At 42.6% G+C, this 24,402-nt stretch carries 18 protein-coding genes and 1 pseudogene; 16 read left to right on the forward strand and 3 right to left on the reverse strand.

Annotated elements, in window-relative coordinates; genetic code table 11:
• The first annotated feature begins 9 nt into the window (after positions 1–9).
• The 7 genes from AB4482_RS02515 to AB4482_RS02545 all read left to right on the forward strand — a co-directional run bounded on the left by AB4482_RS02515 (position 10) and on the right by AB4482_RS02545 (position 8,511).
• Positions 10–789 (forward strand): thioredoxin fold domain-containing protein, encoded by a 780-nt coding sequence (locus AB4482_RS02515; protein WP_017059328.1) that lies wholly within the window; start codon positions 10–12, stop codon positions 787–789.
• A gap of 80 nt (positions 790–869) precedes the next feature.
• Entirely contained in the window at positions 870–2,606 is a 1,737-nt protein-coding gene (gene recJ, locus AB4482_RS02520; protein ID WP_017059329.1) for a single-stranded-DNA-specific exonuclease RecJ, read from the forward strand.
• A gap of 235 nt (positions 2,607–2,841) precedes the next feature.
• A protein-coding gene (gene prfB, locus AB4482_RS02525) for a peptide chain release factor 2 (protein WP_100208942.1) occupies positions 2,842–3,940 on the forward strand; the annotation gives its coding sequence in 2 pieces (ribosomal slippage) (positions 2,842–2,916 and positions 2,918–3,940; 1,098 coding nt in all).
• Between the two features lie 98 nt (positions 3,941–4,038).
• Positions 4,039–5,571, forward strand: a complete 1,533-nt coding sequence (gene lysS, locus AB4482_RS02530; protein WP_017059330.1) for a lysine--tRNA ligase — start codon at positions 4,039–4,041, stop codon at positions 5,569–5,571.
• A gap of 271 nt (positions 5,572–5,842) precedes the next feature.
• Entirely contained in the window at positions 5,843–7,177 is a 1,335-nt protein-coding gene (vpsR, locus tag AB4482_RS02535) for a cyclic-di-GMP-binding transcriptional regulator VpsR (RefSeq protein WP_372131548.1), read from the forward strand.
• A 567-nt stretch (positions 7,178–7,744) separates the two neighbouring features.
• A complete protein-coding gene (locus AB4482_RS02540) occupies positions 7,745–7,996 on the forward strand; it encodes a hypothetical protein (protein ID WP_004735015.1) in 252 nt (83 codons plus the stop codon).
• A gap of 203 nt (positions 7,997–8,199) precedes the next feature.
• Positions 8,200–8,511, forward strand: a complete 312-nt coding sequence (locus tag AB4482_RS02545) for a DUF6482 family protein (protein ID WP_004735016.1) — start codon at positions 8,200–8,202, stop codon at positions 8,509–8,511.
• Positions 8,512–8,599: 88 nt separating this feature from the next.
• Here AB4482_RS02545 and mutH read toward each other — a convergent pair whose 3' ends face one another.
• Positions 8,600–9,265 (reverse strand): DNA mismatch repair endonuclease MutH, encoded by a 666-nt coding sequence (gene mutH, locus AB4482_RS02550; RefSeq protein WP_032546406.1) that lies wholly within the window; start codon positions 9,263–9,265, stop codon positions 8,600–8,602.
• 617 nt (positions 9,266–9,882) lie between these two features.
• Here mutH and rppH point away from each other — a divergent pair.
• From rppH to AB4482_RS02595, 9 genes and pseudogenes are all read left to right on the forward strand, one after another.
• Positions 9,883–10,401 (forward strand): RNA pyrophosphohydrolase, encoded by a 519-nt coding sequence (gene rppH / locus AB4482_RS02555; protein ID WP_017059335.1) that lies wholly within the window; start codon positions 9,883–9,885, stop codon positions 10,399–10,401.
• Positions 10,402–10,403: 2 nt separating this feature from the next.
• Positions 10,404–12,653 carry a phosphoenolpyruvate--protein phosphotransferase gene (ptsP, locus tag AB4482_RS02560; RefSeq protein WP_017059336.1) on the forward strand — a complete coding sequence of 750 codons (2,250 nt, stop codon included), beginning with the start codon at positions 10,404–10,406 and terminating at the stop codon, positions 12,651–12,653.
• Between the two features lie 8 nt (positions 12,654–12,661).
• Positions 12,662–13,453, forward strand: a complete 792-nt coding sequence (locus tag AB4482_RS02565) for a sulfite exporter TauE/SafE family protein (protein WP_017059337.1) — start codon at positions 12,662–12,664, stop codon at positions 13,451–13,453.
• Positions 13,454–13,510: 57 nt separating this feature from the next.
• Positions 13,511–14,332 (forward strand): prolipoprotein diacylglyceryl transferase, encoded by an 822-nt coding sequence (gene lgt / locus AB4482_RS02570; protein ID WP_017059338.1) that lies wholly within the window; start codon positions 13,511–13,513, stop codon positions 14,330–14,332.
• Between the two features lie 9 nt (positions 14,333–14,341).
• Positions 14,342–14,899: pseudogene (locus AB4482_RS02575) on the forward strand (thymidylate synthase); the annotation flags it as partial.
• 147 nt (positions 14,900–15,046) lie between these two features.
• Positions 15,047–16,300, forward strand: a complete 1,254-nt coding sequence (locus tag AB4482_RS02580) for a tyrosine-type recombinase/integrase (protein ID WP_102447124.1) — start codon at positions 15,047–15,049, stop codon at positions 16,298–16,300.
• Positions 16,297–18,852 carry a tyrosine-type recombinase/integrase gene (locus tag AB4482_RS02585; RefSeq protein WP_108161992.1) on the forward strand — a complete coding sequence of 852 codons (2,556 nt, stop codon included), beginning with the start codon at positions 16,297–16,299 and terminating at the stop codon, positions 18,850–18,852. The genes AB4482_RS02580 and AB4482_RS02585 overlap by 4 nt, the downstream gene beginning before the upstream one ends.
• 2 nt (positions 18,853–18,854) lie before the next feature.
• Positions 18,855–20,924: a hypothetical protein gene (locus AB4482_RS02590; protein ID WP_108161991.1), complete on the forward strand. Its 2,070-nt coding sequence runs from the start codon at positions 18,855–18,857 to the stop codon at positions 20,922–20,924.
• The gene (locus tag AB4482_RS02595; RefSeq protein ID WP_102305292.1) at positions 20,917–21,390 is read left to right on the forward strand and encodes a hypothetical protein; all 474 of its coding nucleotides are present in this window, start codon (positions 20,917–20,919) and stop codon (positions 21,388–21,390) included. The genes AB4482_RS02590 and AB4482_RS02595 overlap by 8 nt, the downstream gene beginning before the upstream one ends.
• A 29-nt stretch (positions 21,391–21,419) precedes the next feature.
• On the opposite strand, the gene AB4482_RS02600 is transcribed toward AB4482_RS02595, so the two are convergent.
• Both AB4482_RS02600 and AB4482_RS02605 read right to left on the reverse strand, forming a co-directional pair.
• On the reverse strand, positions 21,420–22,280 hold the full coding sequence (locus AB4482_RS02600) for a thymidylate synthase (protein ID WP_102447127.1): 861 nt from the start codon (positions 22,278–22,280) through the stop codon (positions 21,420–21,422).
• Positions 22,281–23,206: 926 nt separating this feature from the next.
• On the reverse strand, positions 23,207–24,190 hold the full coding sequence (locus AB4482_RS02605; protein WP_108161990.1) for a hypothetical protein: 984 nt from the start codon (positions 24,188–24,190) through the stop codon (positions 23,207–23,209).
• Between the last annotated feature and the right edge of the window lie 212 nt (positions 24,191–24,402).

A 24,402-nucleotide genomic window follows, 5' to 3' on the forward strand; every position in this document is an offset into this window, starting at 1 on the left:
GTGAACTTAATGAGCGTATTACGCCGTCTTCCTCTACTAGCGCTTCCTCTTATGATTACTGCATGTAATGCATCAGAAGCGAAAGTAGAAACAACGTCAACAGCCGTAGAAGCTGCTCCTGCTCAAGCTATTGATACTGCAGCGTTAACTAAGCGTTTTGAAAAGATCGGCATTAAGGTCGATAAGATTGTTCCTTCGGATATCGATGGTCTTTTAGAAGTTCAAACCAACAGCGGCATTATCTTTTCTTCTCCTAAGGGCGACCATTTTCTAGCCGGTACACTTTACTCTTTGGATGACAACGGTAAGTTCAGTGATGTTTTGGCTGAGCGTCAAGCTCCGCTGAATGCTGAAAAAGTCGCGGCGATGTCGGATACGGTTATTGAATACAAAGCCGATAACGAAAAGTATGTTGTGACGGTATTTACTGACATTACGTGTGGCTACTGTGTTCGTCTGCACAGCCAAATGCAGGGCTACAACGATCTGGGTATTACCGTTCGTTACATGGCTTACCCACGCCAAGGTGCGACAGGGCAAGTTGCCGATCAAATGGCAGCAATCTGGGCTTCAGATGATCCAAAAACAGCGATGCATGACGCTAAAGTAAATCGTCAAATGCCAGCGTCTGGTAAAGATCTAGCAGAGCAAAAGCAGATCATTGCTAAACAGTACCAATTAGGTCGTGAGCTTGGCATCAATGGCACACCGGCTATCGTGCTAGCAAGTGGTGAGTTGGTGAGTGGTTACTTACCGCCAGCACAACTTCTTCAACGTTTAGAGCAATAATCTCGTTTTCTGTATTGCCAATTTCTCCCCCATGTTTTTGATTTAAGGAGTGGCCTGATTGATATCGGGCCCATTTTTATATGATAGAGATCCAACGCCGTCCTGAGGTCGACATTTCAGTCTTACCTGCTCACTTACCTGACTTGTTAAAGCGCATTTATGTGAGTCGTGGAATCGACAGTGCCGACCAACTAGAGACAGCAGCGAAAGGCTTGCACTCTTATCAAAAACTGGGCGGCATTGATGCTGCGGTTGAGCTGTTGTTCAAAGCTATTCAGCAGCAAAAACGCATCATCATTGTTGGTGACTTTGATGCCGATGGCGCGACCAGCTCGGCGCTGTCTGTTTTAGCGTTACGTATGCTCGGCAGCTCTAACGTCGACTATCTGGTACCAAACCGTTTTGAAGATGGTTATGGCTTGAGCCCTGAGGTTGTTGAACAGGCAATCGAGCTTGGTGCTGAAGTGATCATGACGGTCGACAACGGTGTATCTTCAATTGAAGGTGTTCGCTTTGCTAAAGAGAAAGGGCTAGAGGTTCTGGTTACCGATCATCACTTGCCGGGCAATGAACTGCCAATGGTCGATGCTATGGTTAACCCAAACCTTGAAAGTTGTGCTTTTCCTTCGAAAGCCCTAGCGGGGGTTGGTGTCGCTTTTTACCTGATGATGGCATTGTGTGTTCACATGCGTAAATTGGGTTGGTTTGCAGAGCGCGGCATGACAGAACCTAAGTTGATGGAACTGATTGACCTTGTGGCGCTGGGTACGGTTGCCGACGTGGTTCCACTCGATGAAAACAACCGAATTTTAGTTCATCAAGGTTTGCAACGTATTCGTGCGGGTAAAGCTCGTCCGGGCATTCAAGCCTTGATCGAAATTGCTAAGCGAGACGCTAAGCGTTTGGTGGCGTCTGACTTTGGCTTTGCTCTTGGTCCTCGTATCAATGCAGCTGGTCGATTAGACGACATGTCTTTTGGTGTTGAGCTGCTAATGAGTAACAACATCCATGCGGCTCGTCGAATGGCGAGTGAGTTAGATGGCTTGAACCAAACACGTAAAGAGATCGAAGAGGGTATGAAGCAAGAAGCGATGGCTTTTTGTGAGCGCCTTGAATTTGGTAAAGACGACCTACCTTCTGGCTTAGCCCTGTTCCAACGTGATTGGCACCAAGGTGTGATTGGTATTTTGGCTTCGCGTATCAAAGACAAATACCACCGCCCAGTGATTGCGTTTGCAGATGGCGGCGAAGGCAGTATCAAAGGTTCATGTCGTTCAATTCCGGGTCTGCACATGCGTGATGCATTGGACCGAATTGATACTCAAAACCCTGGCTTGATTCTTAAATTTGGTGGCCACGCAATGGCGGCTGGTTTAACCATCATGGAAAAGGACTTTGAACGCTTCAGCAAGCTGTTCAATGATGTGGTGAAGAATGAACTTGGAGAAACAGCACTGAAGGGCATTATCTTGTCTGATGGTGAGCTGTTACCAGAAGAGTTCTCGATGCACACCGCTGAAACGCTGCGTTCAGGTGGCCCGTGGGGACAAGCTTTCCCTGAGCCAATCTTCGATGGTGAGTTTAAAGTGCTGCACCAAAAGCTGGTGGGTGAAAAGCACCTTAAGCTGATGCTTGAGCCGCTCTACAAAGGCCACCCAACCAATGTGATGATTGACGGTATTGCCTTTAACGTCGACCTACGTCGCTGGCCTGATGCATCAGTAAAAACCGTTCATCTTGCATTTAAGCTCGATATCAACGAATTTCGCGGCAACCAATCGTTGCAGCTGATGATTGATCATATCGAAGCCAAATAGTGATTTTGGGCTCAATAATGCTCATCATATAGTGCCAAATTCAACAAGCTCTGTTCAAAAACAGGGCTTGTTTTCCTTCCTGCCCTTACAAAATTTACGTGTTTTTTATGCCTGTCAATTTTATATCCCATTAAGTTGTTGAATCTTGGTTCACCACTCTAAAAAATTCTGTATCTCCGTCACACTTTTGAGTACAATTCTTCGGTTAAATTCTACTCATAAATGATGAGCTAAAATGTTTGAAATCAATCCTATAAAAAACCGTCTGCAGGATGTGTCTGAGCGCACAAATATCCTGAGGGGGTATCTTTGACTATGACGCTAAGAAAGAGCGTCTAGAAGAAGTAAACGCAGAATTAGAACAACCGGATGTATGGAACGAACCTGAGCGTGCTCAAGCGCTAGGTAAAGAACGTTCTGCATTGGAAGCGGTAGTAGAAACGATCGACCAACTTGACCAAGGTGTTGAGGATGTTGATGGCCTATTAGAGCTTGCGGTTGAAGAAGAAGATCAAGAAACGTTCGATGAAATTGAACCAGAACTGGCCGAGCTTGAAGCTAAGCTAGAGAAGCTGGAATTCCGTCGTATGTTCTCTGGTGATCACGATGCATCAGATTGCTACATCGATTTACAGTCAGGTTCGGGCGGTACAGAAGCTCAAGACTGGACTTCAATGATGTTGCGCATGTACTTACGTTGGGCAGATTCGAAAGGCTTCAAGACTGAAGTTATCGAAGTGTCGGATGGTGATGTTGCTGGCCTTAAAGGCGCAACGGTACGTATTTCTGGTGAGTATGCTTACGGTTGGTTACGCACAGAGACTGGTGTTCACCGTCTAGTTCGTAAGTCACCATTTGATTCAAGTGGTCGTCGTCATACTTCATTTGCATCTGCGTTTATCTATCCTGAGATTGATGACAACATTACGATCGACATTAATCCTTCTGACCTACGTATTGACGTATACCGTGCCTCTGGCGCTGGTGGTCAGCACGTAAACACCACGGAATCAGCGGTACGTATTACTCACGTTCCGACTAACACTGTGGTTCAGTGTCAGAATGACCGTTCGCAGCATAAGAACAAAGATCAAGCGATGAAGCAGCTACGTGCTAAGCTTTTTGAACTTGAGATTCAAAAACAAAATGCTGAAAAACAAGCGAGCGAAGAGACGAAATCAGACATCGGTTGGGGCAGTCAAATCCGCTCTTACGTGCTGGATGATTCTCGTATCAAAGATTTACGCACCGGCATCGAAAACCGTAATACTCAAGCGGTTCTTGACGGTGACTTAGACAAGTTTATTGAAGCTAGCCTGAAATCAGGTCTGTAAGCTTTATCAACTATTAAGCTTTACCAATAATATTGGTAAAAATGCCTATATTTACAAAAATATAGCGGTCCAAATTTTAAAAGCAGGGTACATCTCTAATGACTGATGCTGTTCAAAACGAAAACGCACAAGAAGCTTCTTCACCTGAAGAGAACAAACTAATCGCTGAGCGCCGCAGCAAGCTGGATCACATCCGCCAAAACTGCAAAGCTAACGGTCACCCAAATGACTTCCGTCGTGAGCACCTAGCTGGCGATCTTCAAGCGGAATTCGGTGAGAAGACTAAGGAAGAGCTAGAAGAGCTTAACCACATCGTTGCGATCGCTGGTCGTGTTATGGCGAAGCGTGGTCCATTCCTTGCGATTCAAGAAACTTCTGGTCGTATCCAAGCATACGCAGCGAAAGACGTTCAAAAAGTACTGAAAGAGAAGTACCAAGGCCTAGATATCGGTGACATCATCGGTGTTAAAGGTGCGCTTCACAAATCAGGTAAAGGCGACCTTTACGTGAACATGGAAGAGTTTGAATTGCTGACTAAAGCACTTCGTCCTCTACCAGAGAAGTTCCACGGTCTAACTGACCAAGAGATGCGTTACCGTCAGCGTTACGTTGACCTAATCGTGAACGAAGATTCTCGTAATGCATTCATCGTGCGTTCTAAGCTTGTATCTTCAATCCGTAACTTCATGAGCGCGAAAGGCTACCTAGAAGTTGAAACGCCAATGATGCACGTGATCCCGGGTGGCGCAACTGCACGTCCGTTCATCACTCATCACAATGCACTAGACATCGACATGTACCTACGTGTTGCACCAGAGCTTTACCTTAAGCGTCTAGTGGTGGGTGGTTTTGACCGTGTATTCGAGATCAACCGTAACTTCCGTAACGAAGGTCTATCTCCACGTCACAACCCAGAATTCACAATGATGGAATTCTACCAAGCGTACTCTGACTACAAAGACCTTATGGATCTGACAGAAGAGATGCTAAGCACGGCAGCAATGGACGTTCTTGGTTCTACTTCTATGCCTTACGGTGACGAAACGGTTGAGTTCGGTGGCACTTACGCTCGCATGAGCATGTTCGATGCAATCAAACACTACAACCCTGAGCACGCTGAGATTCAAGCGCTAACAGAAGCAGACCTACAAGACCGTGAAAAGATGGTTGCTATCGCAAAATCTGTACACGTAGACGTAGAAACGTTCTGGACATGTGGTCAGCTTCTAGAAGAGATCTTTGGTGAAACGGCTGAGCCTCAGCTAATTCAACCAACGTTCATCACTGGCTACCCAGCGGACATCTCTCCTCTAGCTCGTCGTAGCGATGACAACCCGTTCTTCACAGACCGTTTTGAGTTCTTCATCGGTGGCCGTGAAGTCGCGAACGGTTTCTCTGAGCTTAACGATGCACAAGATCAAGACGAACGTTTCAAAGCGCAAGTTAACGCGAAAGACGCGGGTGATGATGAAGCTATGTACTACGATGCAGACTACATTACAGCACTAGAGCACGGCCTACCGCCAACAGCGGGTCAAGGTATCGGTATCGACCGTCTAGCGATGCTATTTACAAACACGCACACAATTCGTGATGTGATTTTGTTCCCGGCAATGCGCCCACAAGCGTAATACTCGCTTATGGGATGTAACAGCCCATCTAATTAAAAAAGCCACCTTCGGGTGGCTTTTTCTGTTTTTAGGCTGCAAAACCTAGCCTGTACCGCACTCTTGATTCGAAAAACCATTATTTCTGACATAGTCTTACTATTGAGACATAAAATCTAAGATAGTCTCACTACTATACGTCCTGCGCTGAATACGATCTCGTGGCATTTTGTCGAACGATGAAGCAGTGACTCGTATTAGCTTGATTTAAATAAAAATAGAATAAGGAAGAAGGATGGGAACTCAATTTAAGATGGATTCCTTACCAGGTTCTCTTATCGTCGTTGGTGGTGCGTACGAACCCTGGTTATCAGTGTTAGAGCAAGTAGGTTGGCAATGTACCCAGTGTGCAGATTTACGAAAAGCCGATGCCTTGATTGCTGACATTGGCCCATGCATTGGCATTGTGGATCTTAGTCATGATGAGTTTAGCCTTAACGGTATCGCTAATCTCGTGAGCAACAACAAGCAAGTAAGATGGCTCGCCTTTATTCGTGAATCGCAATTGAGCTCTGATACCATTTGCCAATTTATCGTCAACTTCTGTATCGACTTTTTCACGGCGCCAATCCCAGATGCCCAGTTATTGAGTACCATTGGTCACCAATTGGGTATGCTCAAGCTTGAGCAGAAAGTATGGCCAAACTACGGCATCAACAACAATATGGGTTTGCTTGGCGACTCTGTGGCTGTGAAGCGTTTGAGAGACCAAGTAAAGCGCATTGGGCCGACTGATGTCAGTATCCTGATTTACGGAGAGAGTGGAGCAGGAAAAGAGACGGTTGCGCGCTCAATTCATCAAAACTCTTCGCGAGCGCAAAAGCCATTTTTAACGGTCAATTGTCGTGCCTTGTCTGAAATGAGAATAGAGGCCGAGGTATTTGGTATCTCTGCACAGCCCGCTGCAGCACCTTGTCTGTTGGAAGAAGCCGATGGCGGAACCATTTTACTCAATGATGTATTGGCGATGCCACGTAATCAGCAGTTGAACCTGCTGCGTTTCTTACAAGAAGGTAAAATTGAAACTACGGATGGTCCTAAGCCAGTCGATGTGCGTATTCTGGCCGCGAACTCTTCTGATATCGAAAAGGCATTGATCGAGGGCGACTTCAATGAAGAACTTTATCATTACATCAATGTTCTGCGCATTCACGTTCCGAGCTTAAAAGAGCGAGTGAGTGATATTTCAGTATTGGCTAATCATTTTCTACGTGAGTATTCAAAAGAGTTTAATGCTCAAGCGAAGAGCTTTTCAGACGATGCTATCCGCTCGATGAATCGTTATCACTGGCCGGGCAATGTGCGTGAGTTGATGAATCAAATTAAGCGTGTTGTGTTGATGTCTGATGCTGTGATCATTGAGGATCACCAACTGGATTTACCAAAACAGAATGATGAACGCCGAAGCTTGAAGAGTATTCGAGAGCGCTCAGAGCGCGATGCGTTACTGATTGTATTGGAATCTTACGGTGGTCAGGTTTCATTGGCGGCTAAGGAGCTCGGTGTATCACGAGCGACGATGTACCGCTTGCTGAATAAACACAGCCTAATCTCTGAAGGTGTTGTTTAGACTCTTCTCTACATGACTTTATTCAGTCACCGTAAATTAAAGGCCACGTATCTACGTGGCTTTTTTGTTTCTGAAGGGTAGTCCGTTGTTTTCTAGTTAGACCCTAAGAGAGATATGCTGTGATTTTATATAATCATAGTGAATATGTTATATGTAAATGAATATGCAACTAATATTTCAGGCGAATGCATTGTTTTAAAAATGTTAATCAATTAGCGGTTGAATAATATACTCACTTGGTTAGACTTTAACCGTTAAAGCAACGATTTAACAAAGACTTGTCTGCTTTTACTTCCCCATTTTTTTTGGATTTTTTAGTTAGCTTGGAGGCGCAAATGAAACATTTCGATTTTATACAGCATATTTGCGCTTCGTTTGATCCGTGTTCTGACATGGTGACTGTTATGTCACAAACATCAGCCATGGCCGATCGAAACACCCAAGATAAACCTAACTAATAGATCCGTATCCTTATTTGGCTGCGGAAAAATAGCAGCTAAGTGAGAAACCCTCATACGATCTAACACGCTATTTTTCCTCAGTTTATTCAACAACTGGAGAGTTATTATGCGTCACTCAGTATATTTAAAATTAGCAACAGTCCTTATCCGTGCCGATCTTCGTCGTGAAGAGCGTGAATGGCAACGAAAAGTTCGTCGCAGTTCATATGATCTACCATGGAACAATACTCACTTACTAAGAGATATTGGTCTTGAAGCTGACGGTCGACCGATTGGTTTTTCTGAACCAGAAGTCGTCACGATTGAACGTCGAGTACGTCATCTTCGTCGTGTTCTTAGCGCGCGAATACCGACGTAATCTTTCGGGGTTGATCGCACCTTTCAACCCCCTAAATCATTGACGGTGATAGTTAGGTGTCAAAAGTGAGCGCTTTTGAACTAGAACTGGACAAAAAAGAGAAGCATTGGCTTCTCTTTTTTGTTTTTTAATCGAGAAAAATCAACGTGCCCTAGTAAAGAAATAGAGTTCTACTAAGCTATAGAGAGCAAGGGAGGCCGGTTATGCAAAAGCATCAGTTAGACATGTGGTTACATGGAGAGCACAAAGACTCTTATCAAACACCCAAAGTGTACGTTATTGGCTGTTCTGATATTTCAGAATATCTATTGGCGGTGGAGTACAAACATAAGCTAGAACCGGTAAAGCAAGACGGCGAGCCGCTTCACTTTGGATCCTTGGATCAAGTGAAAGAGGAGTTACTCCGGCTCGGCTTTGAAAAGGCGTATCTTCGCTTACACAACGCCTATGATGAGTTTGGTAATGAGCCAAGCCAAAGCTACTGTGATATTGAACTGGCGCTCAAACCTCATTAAGAGGCGTTGGTAGCGAGATATTGATTCTAATTCCAGACTGTTTTTTAACGCACTGATAGTTTTGGCTATCGAGGCTCGATTAAACGATCTATGCGTAATGTGTTGTCAGTAATTTATGGGTGAATTGAGTTCGCAGATAGAAACCACGTGGTTTAGTTTTGATAGGTTTTCCGCTTGCACCGTAAGCTTCCGTTAACACACGACTGTTAGCAGCCTTCGGACGTAAATGCAGTGCTTCACCGTGTCTTGCTGTTATCTGTTCAACATTGCCTAAAACGATCAACTCCATCAGTTCTTCCCAATCTCGCTTCAAGAGTTCGTCTTCAGCTTGGCTAGGTGTCCATAATAATGGGGATCCTACATGCCTCTCTGCTAGCGGGATCTCTCTTTCTCCCTCGACAGGGATCCACAACACCTTAGACAGCTTGTTTCGAACGTGGCTGGTTTCCCAAGTTATGCCTTGCACACCCATCAAAGGAGCAACACACACAAAGGTGGTTTCGAGTGGCTTGCCAGAGTAGCTAATCGGAATGCTTTTTAGCTCGATACCGAGCTTGGCAAAATCTTGTTCTGGCTTACTGCCTGCAGGTGCACCCAAGTGCCATTCCAATAGCTGCCCAACCCAGCCTTTATCACGCTTAAGGTCGTTTGGCATCACCATCTCAGCTTCGTCAGCGAGCTCTTTAAAGGTCATTCCGGCGATGGCATACGCGCGCTCTAACAGCTCTTGTTGTGTTTGTGGTTCTGGTTTCATAATAAAAGGCATGATCAAAAAAAATGATTTTATCAGAAGTTATCACCAAATGACGACTGGTTAAGAAATGATCTCCTTGCGAGAAAAGGGATCAAACTCAGGGTTATCCACAGGACATAAAGGTAATTAATTGAAATATTAATTTAGTGGATAAATAAACAGGGGTTTATGGTGGATAAAATGCTTGCCAAATGGGGTTCAAAATGAATCTTTCACTTAGTAGTGTGGATAAACATCGGAGTGGTTGATCTTTAACCATGTCAGGTTTCTGAAAGATCTTTTACATTTCTAATGTTTTTTAAAACTAGAATTTTATTTTAATTTACTGATTTATATAATAATAAAATTATTTTGACTGATTTGTTGTTTTTGGTGTTGATGAATCTATGGATTAAAAAAAACGATTGCGGGTAATTCTTCACATAGTTATTCACAGAAAAGGTGAATAAATGTGGTCTATGTCTCACTATTGTGTGGGTAACTAGAATTTGAGCAAAACTTATCCATATTCCTAGTTATTATTCATAAATATAGCGCTTATCACGTCACTAAGTTTGCTCCGATTGGGGATATGTGGAAAAATCAGAGTAATTAAAAATTTAGATAGAGGTTGGCCAGTGATAGATGGCGATGGTTACCGATTAAATGTTGGTATTGTAATCTGTAACAACCATGGTCAGGTCTTCTGGGCTAAACGATACGGGCAACATTCATGGCAATTCCCTCAAGGGGGAATAGATGAAGGTGAGACTCCGGAACAGGCAATGTACCGCGAGTTGTATGAAGAGGTTGGCCTTACTAAAAAGGATGTAAAGATCGTCGCGACAAGTCGTCATTGGTTACGCTACAAGCTACCCAAACGACTGGTTCGGTGGGATTCTAAACCTGTCTGTATTGGACAAAAACAGAAGTGGTTCCTTTTGCGCTTAGATTGCGATGAATCGCATATCAATATGCAGCGTGGAAGTACACCTGAGTTTGATGGTTGGCGTTGGGTGAGTTACTGGTACCCAGTTCGACAAGTTGTTTCTTTCAAGCGAGATGTTTACCGTCGAGCGATGAAAGAGTTCGCATCTTTAGCAATGCCGTTTAAAGAGCGAAAAATAAAAGGAAAGCGCAAATTGCGTAGAGGTTAAGCATGCTCAGTCAACTAAGGGAAATAGTTGAACACGTATCAAGAGTTGAAGATGTGTCGACGGCTCTTGATATTTTGGTTAAAGAGACATGCAGTGCGATGCAGACGGAATGTTGCACCGTGTATTTGGCAAATAATGATATGCAGCGCCTTGAGTTGATGGCAACTCAAGGCCTGATCTTCAAAGGCAATAGCATTCACATTGGTTTTGACGAAGGTCTGGTTGGCCTTGTTAAAAGAAGTGCTGAACCTATCAACCTTGCACAAGCGTCTGCTCACCCTGCTTATAAGTTTTTTCCAGAGCTTGGAGAAAACGTCTATCACTCTTTTCTCGGTACTCCGATTATCCACCGCAAGCAAGTGCTCGGTGTATTGGTCATTCAACAGAAGACCCCACGTTTATTTAGTGAGATGGAAGAATCCTTCCTTGTCACGCTCTCTGCACAACTTGCCGTTATTGTGGCGCACGCCCAAACTCAAGGCCATTGGCTGTTAGAGCAACAGAAGCTACCGGCTACTAAAGGTATTGCAGCTTCATCGGGCGTGGCGATTGGTGACTTATGGTGGGACAACACTCAGCCTGAACTCACCGATGTTTATCCTGCTTCGACGCTCAATATAGAGAGAGAGCATGAGTTGTTGGCGGTAGCGGTTGAAAACGCCCTCAATGACTTTAAGCGCATGCGAAAGCGCTTAGATAGCGAAATCAATAAAGATGCGTTGGCGATCTTTGACCTGTTTACTCACTTACTCAACGATCCTATGCTGCGTAAGGATCTAAAAAGCCAAATCCAGAAAGGCGATAAAGCCGATTGGGCACTAAGACAGGTTGTAGAGAGTTATTCTAATCGCTTTGCTCGTATGTCGGACGTGTATCTTCGTGAGAGAGCACAAGACATCCGAGAGCTCGGACAAAGGCTGCTCTATTTCCTCCACAACTCTGAACATGAACTTCGCACGTTAGATAAGCCGATTATCCTAGTGGTTCGTGAGTTAACCGCTTCGGTATTAGCGTCTATTCCCAAAGAAAAGCTCTTAGCGGTGATTTCCTTGGAAGGGGCGGCGAACTCGCACGCAGCGATTTTATCTCGAGCGCTTGGCATACCTTCCGTCATGGGGGTAAACCTCAACCTAGCTCAAGCTAATGGCAAGCGAGCGATTGTTGATGGGTATAGCGGTGAGATCTTTATTGAGCCGACTAAAAGCCTGCTCAAAGAGTATCGAGGGCTGATTCTAGAAGAGAGTGAGCTCTCCTCTATGGTCAATCGCGAGCTGTACCTACCGGCAAAAACGCAAGACAACAAGCAAGTCGAGATTCTGCTTAATGCGGGTTTAAGTGCAGACACTAACATCGCTATCAACCAAGGCGTTGATGGCGTAGGGCTGTATCGAACTGAAATTTCTTTCTTGTTGCAGCAAAGATTCCCGTCAGAGGATGAACAATTCAAGCAGTATCGTTCTGTACTGGCAAGCTACCCAGAGAAACAAGTGGTGATGCGTACACTCGATATCGGTGGTGATAAGGCCTTACCGTATTTTCCTATCGAAGAGGACAATCCATTCCTTGGTTGGCGTGGTATTCGGTTTACGCTCGATCATCCTGACATCTTTATTATTCAGTTACGTGCCATGCTACGTGCGAGCTGTGAAAGCCATAACTTGAGTATTTTGCTGCCGATGATCTCTGGTGCACAGGAGTTGGATGACGCGCTACAGTTGATTGAACAAGCGTATGATGAAGTGCATGAGCTTGATAACCGAGTGCGTATGCCTCGCGTTGGTATCATGATTGAAGTGCCATCCATGCTGTACATACTGCCGCTGATTGCGCATAAGGTCGACTTTGTTTCAGTCGGTACCAACGACTTAACCCAATATTTATTAGCGGTTGATCGGAACAATTCACGAGTATCCGATGTCTATGAATCAATGCACCCTGCGGTGATCATGGCATTAAAACAAATTCATGATACTTGTAAGCAATATCAATTACCTGTTTGTATTTGTGGCGAGTTAGCCGGTGACCCGATGGGCGCGCTGCTATTGATTGGATTGGGGTATGAGACGTTAAGTATGAATACCTCGAATGTCGCAAGAACCAAATATTTGATTCGTCAGTCGAACTTGGCTGAATTACAGGATTTGGCAAATAAGGCACTTTCAAAACCGTATGGTAGTGACATCTATAGTATGATGCTGAACTATTTCGAAGAGCGTGAATTTACAGGCTTCATTCGAGCAGGTAAAAAATAGGATTTAACGTGTCATATGAACTGATAGGCTTGTTAGCGGGCCTTGGTGCTATTGTTGGTGTTTTAGCAGGCTTGCTAGGCATTGGTGGTGGTTTGCTGGTTGTTCCTGCCTTACTGTTTTTGCTTCCTAAAGCGGGTATCCCCCAAGAGTTTGCGATGCAAATGGCATTGGCTACTTCGCTATCAACCATCATCGTTACGTCGGGATCGTCTGCGATTAACCATCTAAAGTTGGGTAACGTAGAGATGTTTGTCGTTAAATGGTTGATGCCAGGTGTGGTGATAGGTGGCTTCCTCGGCTCTTTCGTGGCCGATGTAATTCCAGCTCAATACTTACCAAAAGTCTTTGGTGTGATTGTTTTGGTGTTGGCGTTGCAAATGCTATTGTCGATTCGCTCCAAGAGCCAAAAATCGATGCCGGGTTCAGCTAAAACCGTGTTGTGTGGCGGCGGGATTGGTTTGGTATCAAGCTTAGCGGGCATTGGCGGTGGGTCTTTATCGGTACCTTTCCTTAACCATCACGGTGTGGAAATGCGTAAAGCCGTCGGCTCATCTTCGGTATGCGGTTGTGTTATCGCGATTTCGGGAATGCTAGGTTTCATTTGGCATGGATCTTCTGTCGATGATCTTCCTGCGTATAGCTTGGGTTATGTTTATCTACCGGCTTTGATCGCGATATCTTGTACCTCAGTTTTGACCACTCGAGTGGGTGCGAAACTGGCCACTCAATTGCCAACCCCTGTGCTGAAGAAATTCTTTGCGGTATTTTTAATGTTTATAGCAGCCACAATGCTGCTGTAGTGTCTTTTCTGTTAGTCATTGAGCTAACCGTTAATCAATTTAGATAGAGAGCCAAGTATGTCTCAGGGTTTTATCGAATTCCCAAATATCGATCCTGTTCTTATTGAACTAGGACCAATCTCAGTTCGTTGGTACGGCCTAATGTACCTTGTCGGTTTTATGTTTGCTCTTTGGTTAGCAAATCGCCGAGCTGATCAACCGGGTAGTGGTTGGACTCGAGAGCAAGTATCAGACTTACTGTTTGCTGGCTTTCTAGGTGTGGTGTTGGGTGGTCGTATTGGCTACGTACTTTTCTACAACTTTGACCTTTTCCTAGCAGACCCACTGTACCTATTTAAGGTATGGACTGGCGGTATGTCTTTCCACGGTGGCTTGCTGGGTGTTATCACCGCAATGTTCTGGTATGCGAAAAAGAATGGTCGCACCTTCTTTGGCGTGGCAGACATGATTGCACCACTCGTCCCATTTGGTTTAGGTATGGGCCGTCTAGGTAACTTCATGAACAGCGAGCTTTGGGGCCGTGTGACTGATGTGCCATGGGCGATTGTGTTCCCTAACGGTGGTCCACTTCCTCGTCACCCATCTCAACTTTACGAGATGGCGCTTGAAGGTATCGTGCTGTTCTTCATCTTGAACTGGTTTATCAAAAAGCCGCGTCCTCTTGGTTCTGTATCAGGGTTATTCCTAGCTGGATATGGTACATTCCGCTTCTTAGTAGAATACGTACGTGAACCTGATGCTCACCTAGGTTTGTTCGGTGGATTTATCTCTATGGGACAAATTTTGTCACTGCCAATGGTTATCATCGGTGTGCTGATGATGGTGTGGGCATACAAGCGTGGTCACTACAAAGACGAATTACCACAACAAACGAAGTAAGGAATTGGTGTGAAACAGTATTTAGATCTCTGTCAGCGTATCGTTGATGACGGTACTTGGATTGAAAATGAACGCACGGGCAAGCGTTGCCTAACCGTGATCAATGCTGACCTTGAATATGATGTTGGTAATAACCAATTCCCACTGGTAACAACGCGTAAGAGTTTTTGGAAAGCCGCAGTTGCTGAGCTGCTTGGCTATATCCGTGGTTACGACAATGCTGAAGATTTTCGTAAGCTAGGGACTAAAACTTGGGATGCGAATTCTAACCTGAATGAAGCATGGCTGAATAACCCTTACCGCAAGGGTGAAGATGACATGGGCCGTGTTTATGGCGTTCAAGGACGTGCATGGGCAAAACCTGACGGCGGTCATATCGACCAACTGAAGAAGATTGTTGATGATCTAACTAACGGTATTGATGACCGCGGCGAGATCTTAAACTTCTACAACCCAGGTGAGTTCCACATGGGATGTTTGCGTCCGTGTATGTACAGCCATCACTTCTCACTACTTGGTGATACTCTGTACCTAAACAGCACTCAGCGCTCTTGCGATGTACCCCTTTTATAACCCAAACCACAAAATGCACAATCAATAATAAATAAAACCTCTTACTCTGATTGCATATGATTTTATTGTGCTATGTTTAAATTGCACAATACGTTACCAATATTGGTTGATGGACATTATCAATGCATAGTTCGAGGGTTTATGGATAAAGCAGTCATAATTTCTTCTGGTGGCAAGATTGATACGTCAATATCTGTCGCTCACGAAAACAGTGGTATATATCCCGATGCTCTCTTACTAGAAGAAGGCGTGGTAGTTTTCAATGAACAAATGGAATTGCTGCCCCTCATATCTGACTTTCTAACACACTACAGAATTGGTCATAGTGATCACTCCGTAAAAACTTACGCAAATAACTTACTCTACTTGGTTAAGTACCTCACTACGTACGATGACAACCACATCGAATCCAAGCGCGATGATTGCCTGTTGACAGTACATTCAACCGAAATTCAGAAATACTTTCAATATTGCAGAAGTGACAAAAACAAAGATGGGTCAGATAAGCGAGCCATTGCGGGGAAAACCATATCCAATAGAGATGCTACGTATGGACGTTTTTTTTCAGAGTTTTTGTGCAAACCTCCAGCAGGCTACAAACTGATTCGAGAAGAAAATCCCTATGAAAATGGCAGCTTATCCATTGCGGCTAAAGAGTCATTAATTAAGCCAGCGCAATACTTAGATATAGAAGCTTTGATACTTGTTGCCAATCATGAAAGAGAAAGATGCCTAATCCAATTCATGTATGACTCAGGTGTACGCCGAGAAGAAGTTGAACGCATACCCCAAGAAACTATCTTGCACCTATCTCGAAAATCTCGGCAAAGTGTCATTGTAGATAGTGAAACGTTTCAAATGCCTAGTCCGTATGTTGCAATGGAAATTAAAGGCAACAAAGGTCGTGGTAGGGAAGCTAAACCTCGAAATACGGTTGTTACAAAAGAGACAATCAATAGAGTACAAAAATACAACTCAAGTCTGGAGTATAAAAAGCACAAACGAAAATGGGGTAAAGCACCGATTCCTGCTTTTCTTAATCAGAATGGCGATCCGTATAGTGCAAGGGCAGTCAGCAAATTAATAAGTAAGTTATCTAAAAGAGCGTTAAAGCTTGGACTAATTAAAGCTCCATTGTCGCCACATAAAATAAGGCATGGCTTCGGTGCAATGCTACTAAATTCTGAAGACTTACTTAAGACGCAACTTGATAGGTTACTGTTGCTTCAACAGTGTCTTGGACATGAGTCAATTGATACAACACAAAAATACACAAAAATTCCTGTTGGAGTCTGGGAAAGTTTTGTTGATAGCAATGGCATCGCTTTAAAAAGATATCAACTGATGGAAAAGTTAAAAAATCGAACTAGAGCCAAGAAAGGTAGTTCGATATGACTCTTAACGAATTCAGGGTCAGTTTGAACCGTTGGTGGCAAGGATTAAGTGTTGCTCAAAAGAAAGCGGTACCTACAAGTCGTAATAAAATTGATTTACGTTACTTTTTCATCGATGCAGAAATTGACTATTTCAAATTGCGTAAGCATTTAAAAGAAGATATCTGCGAGATCGAGAAGGAGCTAAAGGAATTACGAATACTATTAAATGATGATGATGAAGTTATTGCGACATTGATGAGTGACTTCATCTATGAGTGTAAAGTTAATCCTGACTTTTTATGGGATATCGAGCTATCAAATAAGGCTGGTAACTCAAAGCTAGTTGCAGGAGATTTTGATAGTTTCTTCGAGAAGTTTGGGCTTATTAATAAGGCATTTTTGGCTAATAAACTGTCGTGCAAAACAAATAGGCTCGATACACCAGCTTTACTTGATCTTAGAAAGCAGCTTAATCAACTGTTGCTGGAAAATGGAGTATCTCTTCCATATAGCCAAATTAAAAACAGTAGTCACTCGGTCGGTTATGACCTTAATAATAGAAGAATTTTTCTCAAGTGGAAAAACAGTTTAACGAATGCGGAAAAGCTGACACTTCCAATGTGGGGAAATGCGATTGATAAATTAGTGTTTAGCCATCTAATTCCACCAGAGCGTATGAGAGTGATGCTTCCATTGTTGAATCATGAGTATCAATGCTTCTCAAGAGAGATCTCTGACCTCAAAGGCGTCAATTACAAAACCGTCAAAGAGCGTGATGACGTGCGCACCGAAAAAGCTTTTGATAAAGAAGAAAGCAAGATTTCAGTGTTTCTCACATTGCGAAAGAAACCCTTGTCTTCGATTGATGATTTTAGCTCTGAAAATAGATTTTACGAGGATGTGCAACATGCCTTTGCGGTTGGGTCTTTAAAGGCGACTTCAAAATCAGGGATTAGTAATTACCATATTGGATACAAGCATTATTGTGGCTTCTTAGAAAGCAAAGGTGTTCCCCCAGACAGTAGCTTCAAAGATTGCTTTGAAGCATGGTCTTTGAAAGATTTCAAAGAGTACCTTGGTAATAAAATTGGTAATGATGAGCTATCAACAGCGTATGCAAACACAACACTATCAGCAGCGCGAATGACGTTATCAAAACTTAAATCAGTTCGAAACTTCGATTTCAATTATTACCCTGTTGATGGATTTGAGACGGTCAGAAAGTCGGTCGCATATAAGCCTTATTCTCTAAATGAAAGAAAGCAGATTCATAAAATGCTAGAGAGGGAAATGGCGTTAGCTAGAAAGAAGCTATCTCCATACCAAATACTAGATAGATATAGTGCCAACCTTGATGATCCAAAGTTCCAAGCAAGGGTTATCTTTGAAGATTATTGCAATAGAGTACCCACTTACCACGATTCACAAGAGCGTACCGAAGGACAGAATAAATTTATTAGTTTTATTTCAACTAGAAGGCTTTCACTCCCTGAACTGTATGATGAGTGGGGAGTGATAACTAGACGAGTGATGGCACGGGATGTTGGTATATATGTATTAAAAATGGCGCAAGTCTTGGGCATGAATTTAAACCCTATTTTAGATCTTGATATGGATGATTATCAAGAGCATCACCCTCTTACGAATAAGCCGTGTTTGACCTATTGGAAAGAGCGCTCAATGGGGGAAAAAATGTTACATCTAGACTTGTTTCACGCCAATTTGCAATGGTTAACAATGAGCCAAAAAAACTTTGTCGAAACCATATTTGATGAGGTTACGCTACTGACTTCAGAAGCTCGGAAGTATGTATCAATAGAGTTATCCCAAAGGCTTTTTATAAATTTTGGGACAGTACCTAAAGCTATGAATGAGCGCTCTATGTCTAGTGTGTACTCTGAACTCATTGAGGAATATAAACTTAAAAATGATGATGGTGAGCCGTTGGTACTTACCACAACCAGGTTTAGACCCACGCTTGTGAGCGAGCTGATTGAGGCTGGTGTTTCGCTCAGAGAAATTCAATATCTGCTAGGGCACTCTTCTATTTATACGACAATGAATTATCTAGAAAATTTAGAATTCGATAGGATTACAAGGGATAAAGCAAGGAAAGCAATAGAAGATATTTACAGTAATGCTGCCTATGCAAGCATACAGGATATTAACTCTCACCAACATCGACGATTTGATGAGACTCAAATCATCATGAAAACCCCCCTTGGTGGTTGCAAAAACATATTTGAGCCACCTGACTTTATCAAAAAGTCCTCGTTGTACGTCAAGGGTAAACCCTGCTCTCAATACAATAAGTGCTTATCTTGTGAAAATGTGATGTTGACAGAGAAACATCTTCCAGAGCTGTTTGCGATGCAAAGAGACTATTTAGCAACTCTGGAGAGTGGTGACGTTGTCAATACGCCTTACTATGTGGTTGTGCTAGAGAATCTTTCATTGCTGGACGATATCTTGAATACAGAAACCTCCGAGTTTGAAGAAGATGTTTTGACGAAAGCAAAAGAAGATTCGTTATTTATTGAAACCACCATCGTAGATAGTTGGGGTAGCTAACAATGGAAAAGCGGCATTTACAACACTTGCAACAAATAAATCAATATTGGAAAGATGTACTCTCGAACCTGCTGATTTTGAATAAAGTTAATTCTGATGAGGTTATAGGTGAGATTGCCCCCTATGTTGCTCAGCTCGCTATATTACCTGTTTCTAGGAAAAGTGTATTCAGCGATATGTTGTGGGACTATGACGCGGATTTATCGAAAAGATCGGCATCAGTAACCTTAGCAAAAGTTCAGCTTGATTTTAGTACCTATAAGCATATTCCGTTAGGCGTTATTACGGAGATTAAATGCTTGTTTTTATTTGTTTATTTTTCGCCAAAAGAATATGGTCACTCTAAAAGCGAAATAAAGCCCAACACTTTAATTTCCCCATTTAAAGACGGACTTAACTTCTTAGATTTTGTTTTCTCTGAGGTGGAGAGGCGACTTGGTAAAGAGTATGTGCAAGCACACTACTGTGCGCTATCTCATATTTCGTTGTTGGATTTTGAAGATGCCGCAAAGAATACTACGTTAAAGCTATCGTCCAAGAAATCTCCAAGAGTGTCTTATAAAGTTTTTTTTGACTACTTAAATACCCTTAAAACCAAAGAAGATATTGGTATCGAGTGTGACGCTGACTACGGCGCAATAAAAAATGCCTATGAGGAAAATCATAAGAAGAGCAATTGTAAGAAAAAAGAAAAGCTACCTTATCTTGAAACCAAAGAGTTCGATTTAGCTCTCAGGAGAGCCTCATTTAATGTCGTGAGCTTTTTAAAGGCGGTTAACGAAAAGGTGAACGACCCTGTTATGGCTAAAAACTATGAGGCGTTAGCCTCAAGTTATGAAGAGTTTTCATATTCAAAACAAGATCTTGAGGGTTATGGTGCCTATCGTTTGAGTAGGAAAGGATACTCAATCACTAATATCAACGCAATTTTTCCTGATAACCAGTTAGTAATGCCTCATTCCAATGTACCTCCCACGAATGCAATGTTAGTGGAACAATTTAGGAAAAAAGTTATTTCGAGTGAACCTCTTCGAATTGCAATTAATAAAGCTTTTTACTCAGGTTTATGGATCATAGCAAGTCTAATGGGAGCAAGACCAAATGTGTTTTCGGATCTAAAGATTGATAGCTGTCTGGACTTAAAAGAGAACACGATAGTATCGGAAGAGCACAAGGGGCGAGACAACCGATGGAATTTGTTTAATGATCGCTGGGTGGTGATACCAATCATGATAGATGCAATGAAAGTGATTGAGTTGATAGGTGGCAAGATATTTCAAAATACATATGTATTTGCGAATGTAGATACCTTAAAACCAGAAGAAACAAATACCCCTATGACAAGTCTCACCAATATGGTTCAAAATAGCTTCTTAGCATTAACTGGATTATCTTCCCAAGACATTTCTAGTAAGCTCAACGGCTATGTATTCAGACACAGTTTGGCTCACCAAATGTTTAGAGCTGATGTTGGCTTACCTGTTATCTCTTACCAACTTAAGCATATCGTATCTGCAACAGATGCGCTTTCACGCAAAGGTAAAGTTAGTCAAACGACACTTGGCTACGGTGGCATAGCTAGTCAATTAACTAGCCTTAATGGTCAGTCTAAAGTGTTGGATTTGAGGCATACTGCTGAATTAGAGGCAGTTAAAGTAAACTTCGATCCTAATGGTAAATACATGGGAGGAAAAGCTGACGAGCACCTTTCAAAGGTCAGAAAGTTCTTCAATGGATGCGTGGAAGCTGGCTATTCAGAAGAGGAAATATACGAAGCAATGGTAGAACAAGGGGTTGCCATTATTAGTGTGGGAAGTGGTTATTGCTTCGGTGGAGTCGAAGACTTTGATGAGGCATTGCCATGCATTGGTGGTTTAAGGTGCAACCCTGCACGTTGCCACAATGCTGTTGTCACCAAAGCAAATGCACCGAAGTGGCGAGAGATATACCTTGATAATATAAAATTAGTTGGTGCTGAGGGGTATGAAGACAGACAAGATCAGATAACCGAAGCAATAGAAGAGTCGAAAAGAGTCTTAGAGTATTTGGGAGAGGCACCATCTGATGGCTGAATATGATAAAAAGAACCAAGAGTTGTATGACGAAAATACTGAAAAAATTTGGGTCGCATTGGATGCCATAAGGAATGATGAAAATTTAAAAGCGACAAAAGGACAAGTGGCAACGCTCGCTGGACTTCATCGTAATACTTTCAAAGAACAAGGCGCGAGAGGTTGGGTCAGTTTAGAGCTTGACGTGATTGTTCGGCAGCGGAAAGAAGACTCAAAGCACATCAAAATTACAAAAAAACAGCAAGAAGAAAACTTGCAGGATTTACTCGAACATTCAAAGCTTGAAATTTTACATTGGTTTACGCTTTATTCTGAGTCGGAGAGAGAATTAACAAAACTTAGAAAGCGCTTCAAAGATACAAGTGGCAGCTTAGAATGGTACAAAGAAGAACTTAGTAAAGAGCGGAAAGTCCTTCAGGAAAGGGTCGAACTATTGGAGAGCTTGCTTAGCAAGAGTGAGGGATAAGTTTGCATCCTACCCCCCAGTTCGTCTTGCTAGACAGCAAATGGATATTTGATTGGTTCGTGGTGTCGGTAATCAATAACCTCGAAATCCTCAACAGTAACCCATGTTTCCAAGTCTTCTAATGATTTGATATTTGGATTAATGATGAGTTTAGGTGAAGAGTAAGGTTCTCGATTTACCTGCTCTTTCATCAGATCTAATTGATCTTCATAAATGTGAGCATTGACTATTTTATGAAATGCCTTACCAGCCTTTAACCCGGTGATATGGGCTGTGATTTGAAGCAGCCATGCAACTTGAATTTGATTGAAGACCAATCCTAATGGGACATCACAGCTACGTTGAGTGCTGTTTAAATAAAGGGTTCCACCTAGCAGGGAAAAGTGATGGCTATACATACAAGGGCGTAAACAACCCATGTGGAATTCGCCCACATTATAAAACGACATGATTTCACCGCGGTCATCGATGCCTTTACTTAGATTATCAACAATCTTTTTATATTGATCGACAAACCCACCGTCAGGCTTCGCCCATGCTCGCCCTTGAACGCCGTAGACTCTACCCATGTCATCCACATCTTTACGATGTGGATTGTTTAGCCACGCCTGATTCAAGTTTGCGTTAGCATCCCAAGTTTTTGTGCCTAGATTTCGGAAATCTGCGGCATTGTCATACCCGCGCAAGTAGCCAAGCATTTCAGCGATAGCGCTTTTCCAAAAAGCTTTACGTGTTGTAACTAAAGGAAATTCATTATCTGAAACGTCATACTCTAAATCCGCATTAATGACAGTTAAGCAACGTTTACCTGTTCTGTCATTATTAATCCAAACACCTTCGTCGATGACTCGTTTACACAAGTCCTCGTACTGGCTGCAAGTTTTTGTCATTCTATCTACCACAATTCATTTTTATTAAATGATATCAAATTTGCATTCTTAAAAATAGAATCAACTGACTTGAGTGAGTAGCAGCAGAAGGAATGAACAAGCATCATTGATACCATACTCGATCGACTTTATGCTATTGATGCAAGAGGAGAATGTATTCGCCATTCTTCAATCATTGATTTGTAAAGAGGTGGTACCGTTGAAATCTAATATAACCTCACAGTTACTTTCACCAGATATTAACCAATGGCCTATCGGTTCGCCTGAACGCTTTATACATGGTTGTTGGCAGTTAAATATGATGTGGTTCCATTCTTTCCCCCACCAGTGTGGATGCGATATTAGGCGAATGTACGATGGCATAAACCATGGAATGGGTGTTCAAACAACGTACTTTGATCTTCTTTGCTTAGAGGACGATTACAGGAATAAATCGCAGCTCATGGAAATAATCCGAAACAACAAGCAACCAACTTGGGTCTGGGTTACTAATTGCGAAGCTTTATTAGATACTGCAATAGCCGGTTGGCTGCGTTCTATCCTGACCACTTATTATACAGAGCACATAAGAGTGACTTTTCTGTTGGATAGCCAACAACAGTATAGAGAGATATTTCGACGTTATTCAGCACCACTCTATAACTCCACAATGGCTCTTAAGCTTTGCAAGAGATAAGTATTTTTACAGGTTGGGGATGATATACCTTTACCACAACAACCTGCTTATCTATTTGATACACACACCATAACTAGTGGCACTACATGTCGCTCTGGGACAAGAGCGCCTTAGTGCGACTACTCTAAAACACTCCTGCCCCTTTATGAGTCAGGAAAGGAAAGATGTAGCAGAATTAACGATTGAAAAAAGTAAGCAGCTATGCTTTATCAACTGATAACATAACTGCTTTTTGAGGCTAGAGAAAAAGCTATTTCACTTCGTATCTTAGTAGAACTTCATTATCCAAAACAACATTTGTTGACCAGATGAAGCTTGCCCCAGCACCGCTAAATTTATCAATAAAGTTCATGTAAGATTTTTTATTATTTACACCAATTTCATCTTCTGAATACTCAGTCGCTTGGGGCCATGAAGCTGCATCGAAATCTTTTGCCATCCAGTTACTTGGAGTTTCCCAATGAGCGGCATAAGCATTTGCACCGTTATCAGTGCCCTCAGTTGTGCAATTCTCCGATAAGCGCTTACCATCAATCTCACTTAAGCAGCTAAGATCATAGATTGGTGCAGTATAGAATGTCTGTGCTTGCCAGTCGGAACCCGTCACAGTGCCGTCACTAAAGCTTGCGATAAAGCCACCATCACCGGGATGGAATGCTTTGCCACGGTTATCTTCTGTACCTAAACCTAAGTTTTCTTCCCAATCGATTACTTTTACAGCAATCGTGTATGGTTTATTTACTTTGAACTTGACGATACTAGAGTTAAACGGTGTGAAAGGTACCGTGTCTACTGCAACAAGCTGATCATTAACATATAACTCGAAATAGTTGTCAGCAAAGATGTAACCTGTGATCTCTTCACCGTCTGAGTCAATAACAGCCACAGGGACAGACTCTTCATCCACATCAGCTATACTATCAGGCGTGATATTGGCGCACTCTTCATAAAGATCGACAGCTTTTGGTGCAGTTGTGAAATGGTTTTGAGCAGGAACTGTCCATACTTTCCCGTCAGCATCAGCAATCTCACCGATGCCTGCCACACGACTTCGACCATTTGCACACTCAAAAAGATTCGTTTCTACTGTTTTTGCAAGACCTTGAGTAATGCTAGCTGATCCCTTGTAATCATTGATGTTTTCACTAACCGTTGGGTCTGAGGATGGAGAACAACCCGTCAAAAGCAGGGCAATGGATGAAAGAGCGAATACTTGATTATTTATATTAATCATCAATAAAGATCCAGTAGTAAGTATGAAAGTTGAGTATAGTTTTTAATCTTTGTAAATCAATGTGCTGAGCTGGTTGAGTTACTGGTGCATATACTAGGTCGTGTAATGTAAATCAACGCAAACGATATGTAATTATTAGTAAATGAACCCTTAGCTTGAATTTTTACCAATTCCCCCGTTTGTAACTCGGAATTGTCCATTTCCTTCCAACT

The organism is Vibrio sp. 10N.222.55.C7, assembly GCF_041473335.1.
GTDB classification, from domain to species: Bacteria; Pseudomonadota; Gammaproteobacteria; order Enterobacterales; family Vibrionaceae; genus Vibrio; species Vibrio crassostreae_C.

What these genes read in the sequence shown, in the direction of transcription:
- AB4482_RS02515 (WP_017059328.1), top strand. Translation starts at nt 10, where the DNA reads ATGAGCGTATTACGCCGTCTTCCTCTACTAGCGCTTCCTCTTATGATT.
- recJ (WP_017059329.1), top strand. Translation starts at nt 870, where the DNA reads ATGATAGAGATCCAACGCCGTCCTGAGGTCGACATTTCAGTCTTACCT.
- lysS (WP_017059330.1), top strand. Translation starts at nt 4,039, where the DNA reads ATGACTGATGCTGTTCAAAACGAAAACGCACAAGAAGCTTCTTCACCT.
- vpsR (WP_372131548.1), top strand. Translation starts at nt 5,843, where the DNA reads ATGGGAACTCAATTTAAGATGGATTCCTTACCAGGTTCTCTTATCGTC.
- AB4482_RS02540 (WP_004735015.1), top strand. Translation starts at nt 7,745, where the DNA reads ATGCGTCACTCAGTATATTTAAAATTAGCAACAGTCCTTATCCGTGCC.
- AB4482_RS02545 (WP_004735016.1), top strand. Translation starts at nt 8,200, where the DNA reads ATGCAAAAGCATCAGTTAGACATGTGGTTACATGGAGAGCACAAAGAC.
- mutH (WP_032546406.1), bottom strand. Translation starts at nt 9,265, where the DNA reads ATGAAACCAGAACCACAAACACAACAAGAGCTGTTAGAGCGCGCGTAT.
- ptsP (WP_017059336.1), top strand. Translation starts at nt 10,404, where the DNA reads ATGCTCAGTCAACTAAGGGAAATAGTTGAACACGTATCAAGAGTTGAA.
- lgt (WP_017059338.1), top strand. Translation starts at nt 13,511, where the DNA reads ATGTCTCAGGGTTTTATCGAATTCCCAAATATCGATCCTGTTCTTATT.
- AB4482_RS02580 (WP_102447124.1), top strand. Translation starts at nt 15,047, where the DNA reads ATGGATAAAGCAGTCATAATTTCTTCTGGTGGCAAGATTGATACGTCA.
- AB4482_RS02585 (WP_108161992.1), top strand. Translation starts at nt 16,297, where the DNA reads ATGACTCTTAACGAATTCAGGGTCAGTTTGAACCGTTGGTGGCAAGGA.
- AB4482_RS02590 (WP_108161991.1), top strand. Translation starts at nt 18,855, where the DNA reads ATGGAAAAGCGGCATTTACAACACTTGCAACAAATAAATCAATATTGG.
- AB4482_RS02595 (WP_102305292.1), top strand. Translation starts at nt 20,917, where the DNA reads ATGGCTGAATATGATAAAAAGAACCAAGAGTTGTATGACGAAAATACT.
- AB4482_RS02600 (WP_102447127.1), bottom strand. Translation starts at nt 22,280, where the DNA reads ATGACAAAAACTTGCAGCCAGTACGAGGACTTGTGTAAACGAGTCATC.
- AB4482_RS02605 (WP_108161990.1), bottom strand. Translation starts at nt 24,190, where the DNA reads ATGATTAATATAAATAATCAAGTATTCGCTCTTTCATCCATTGCCCTG.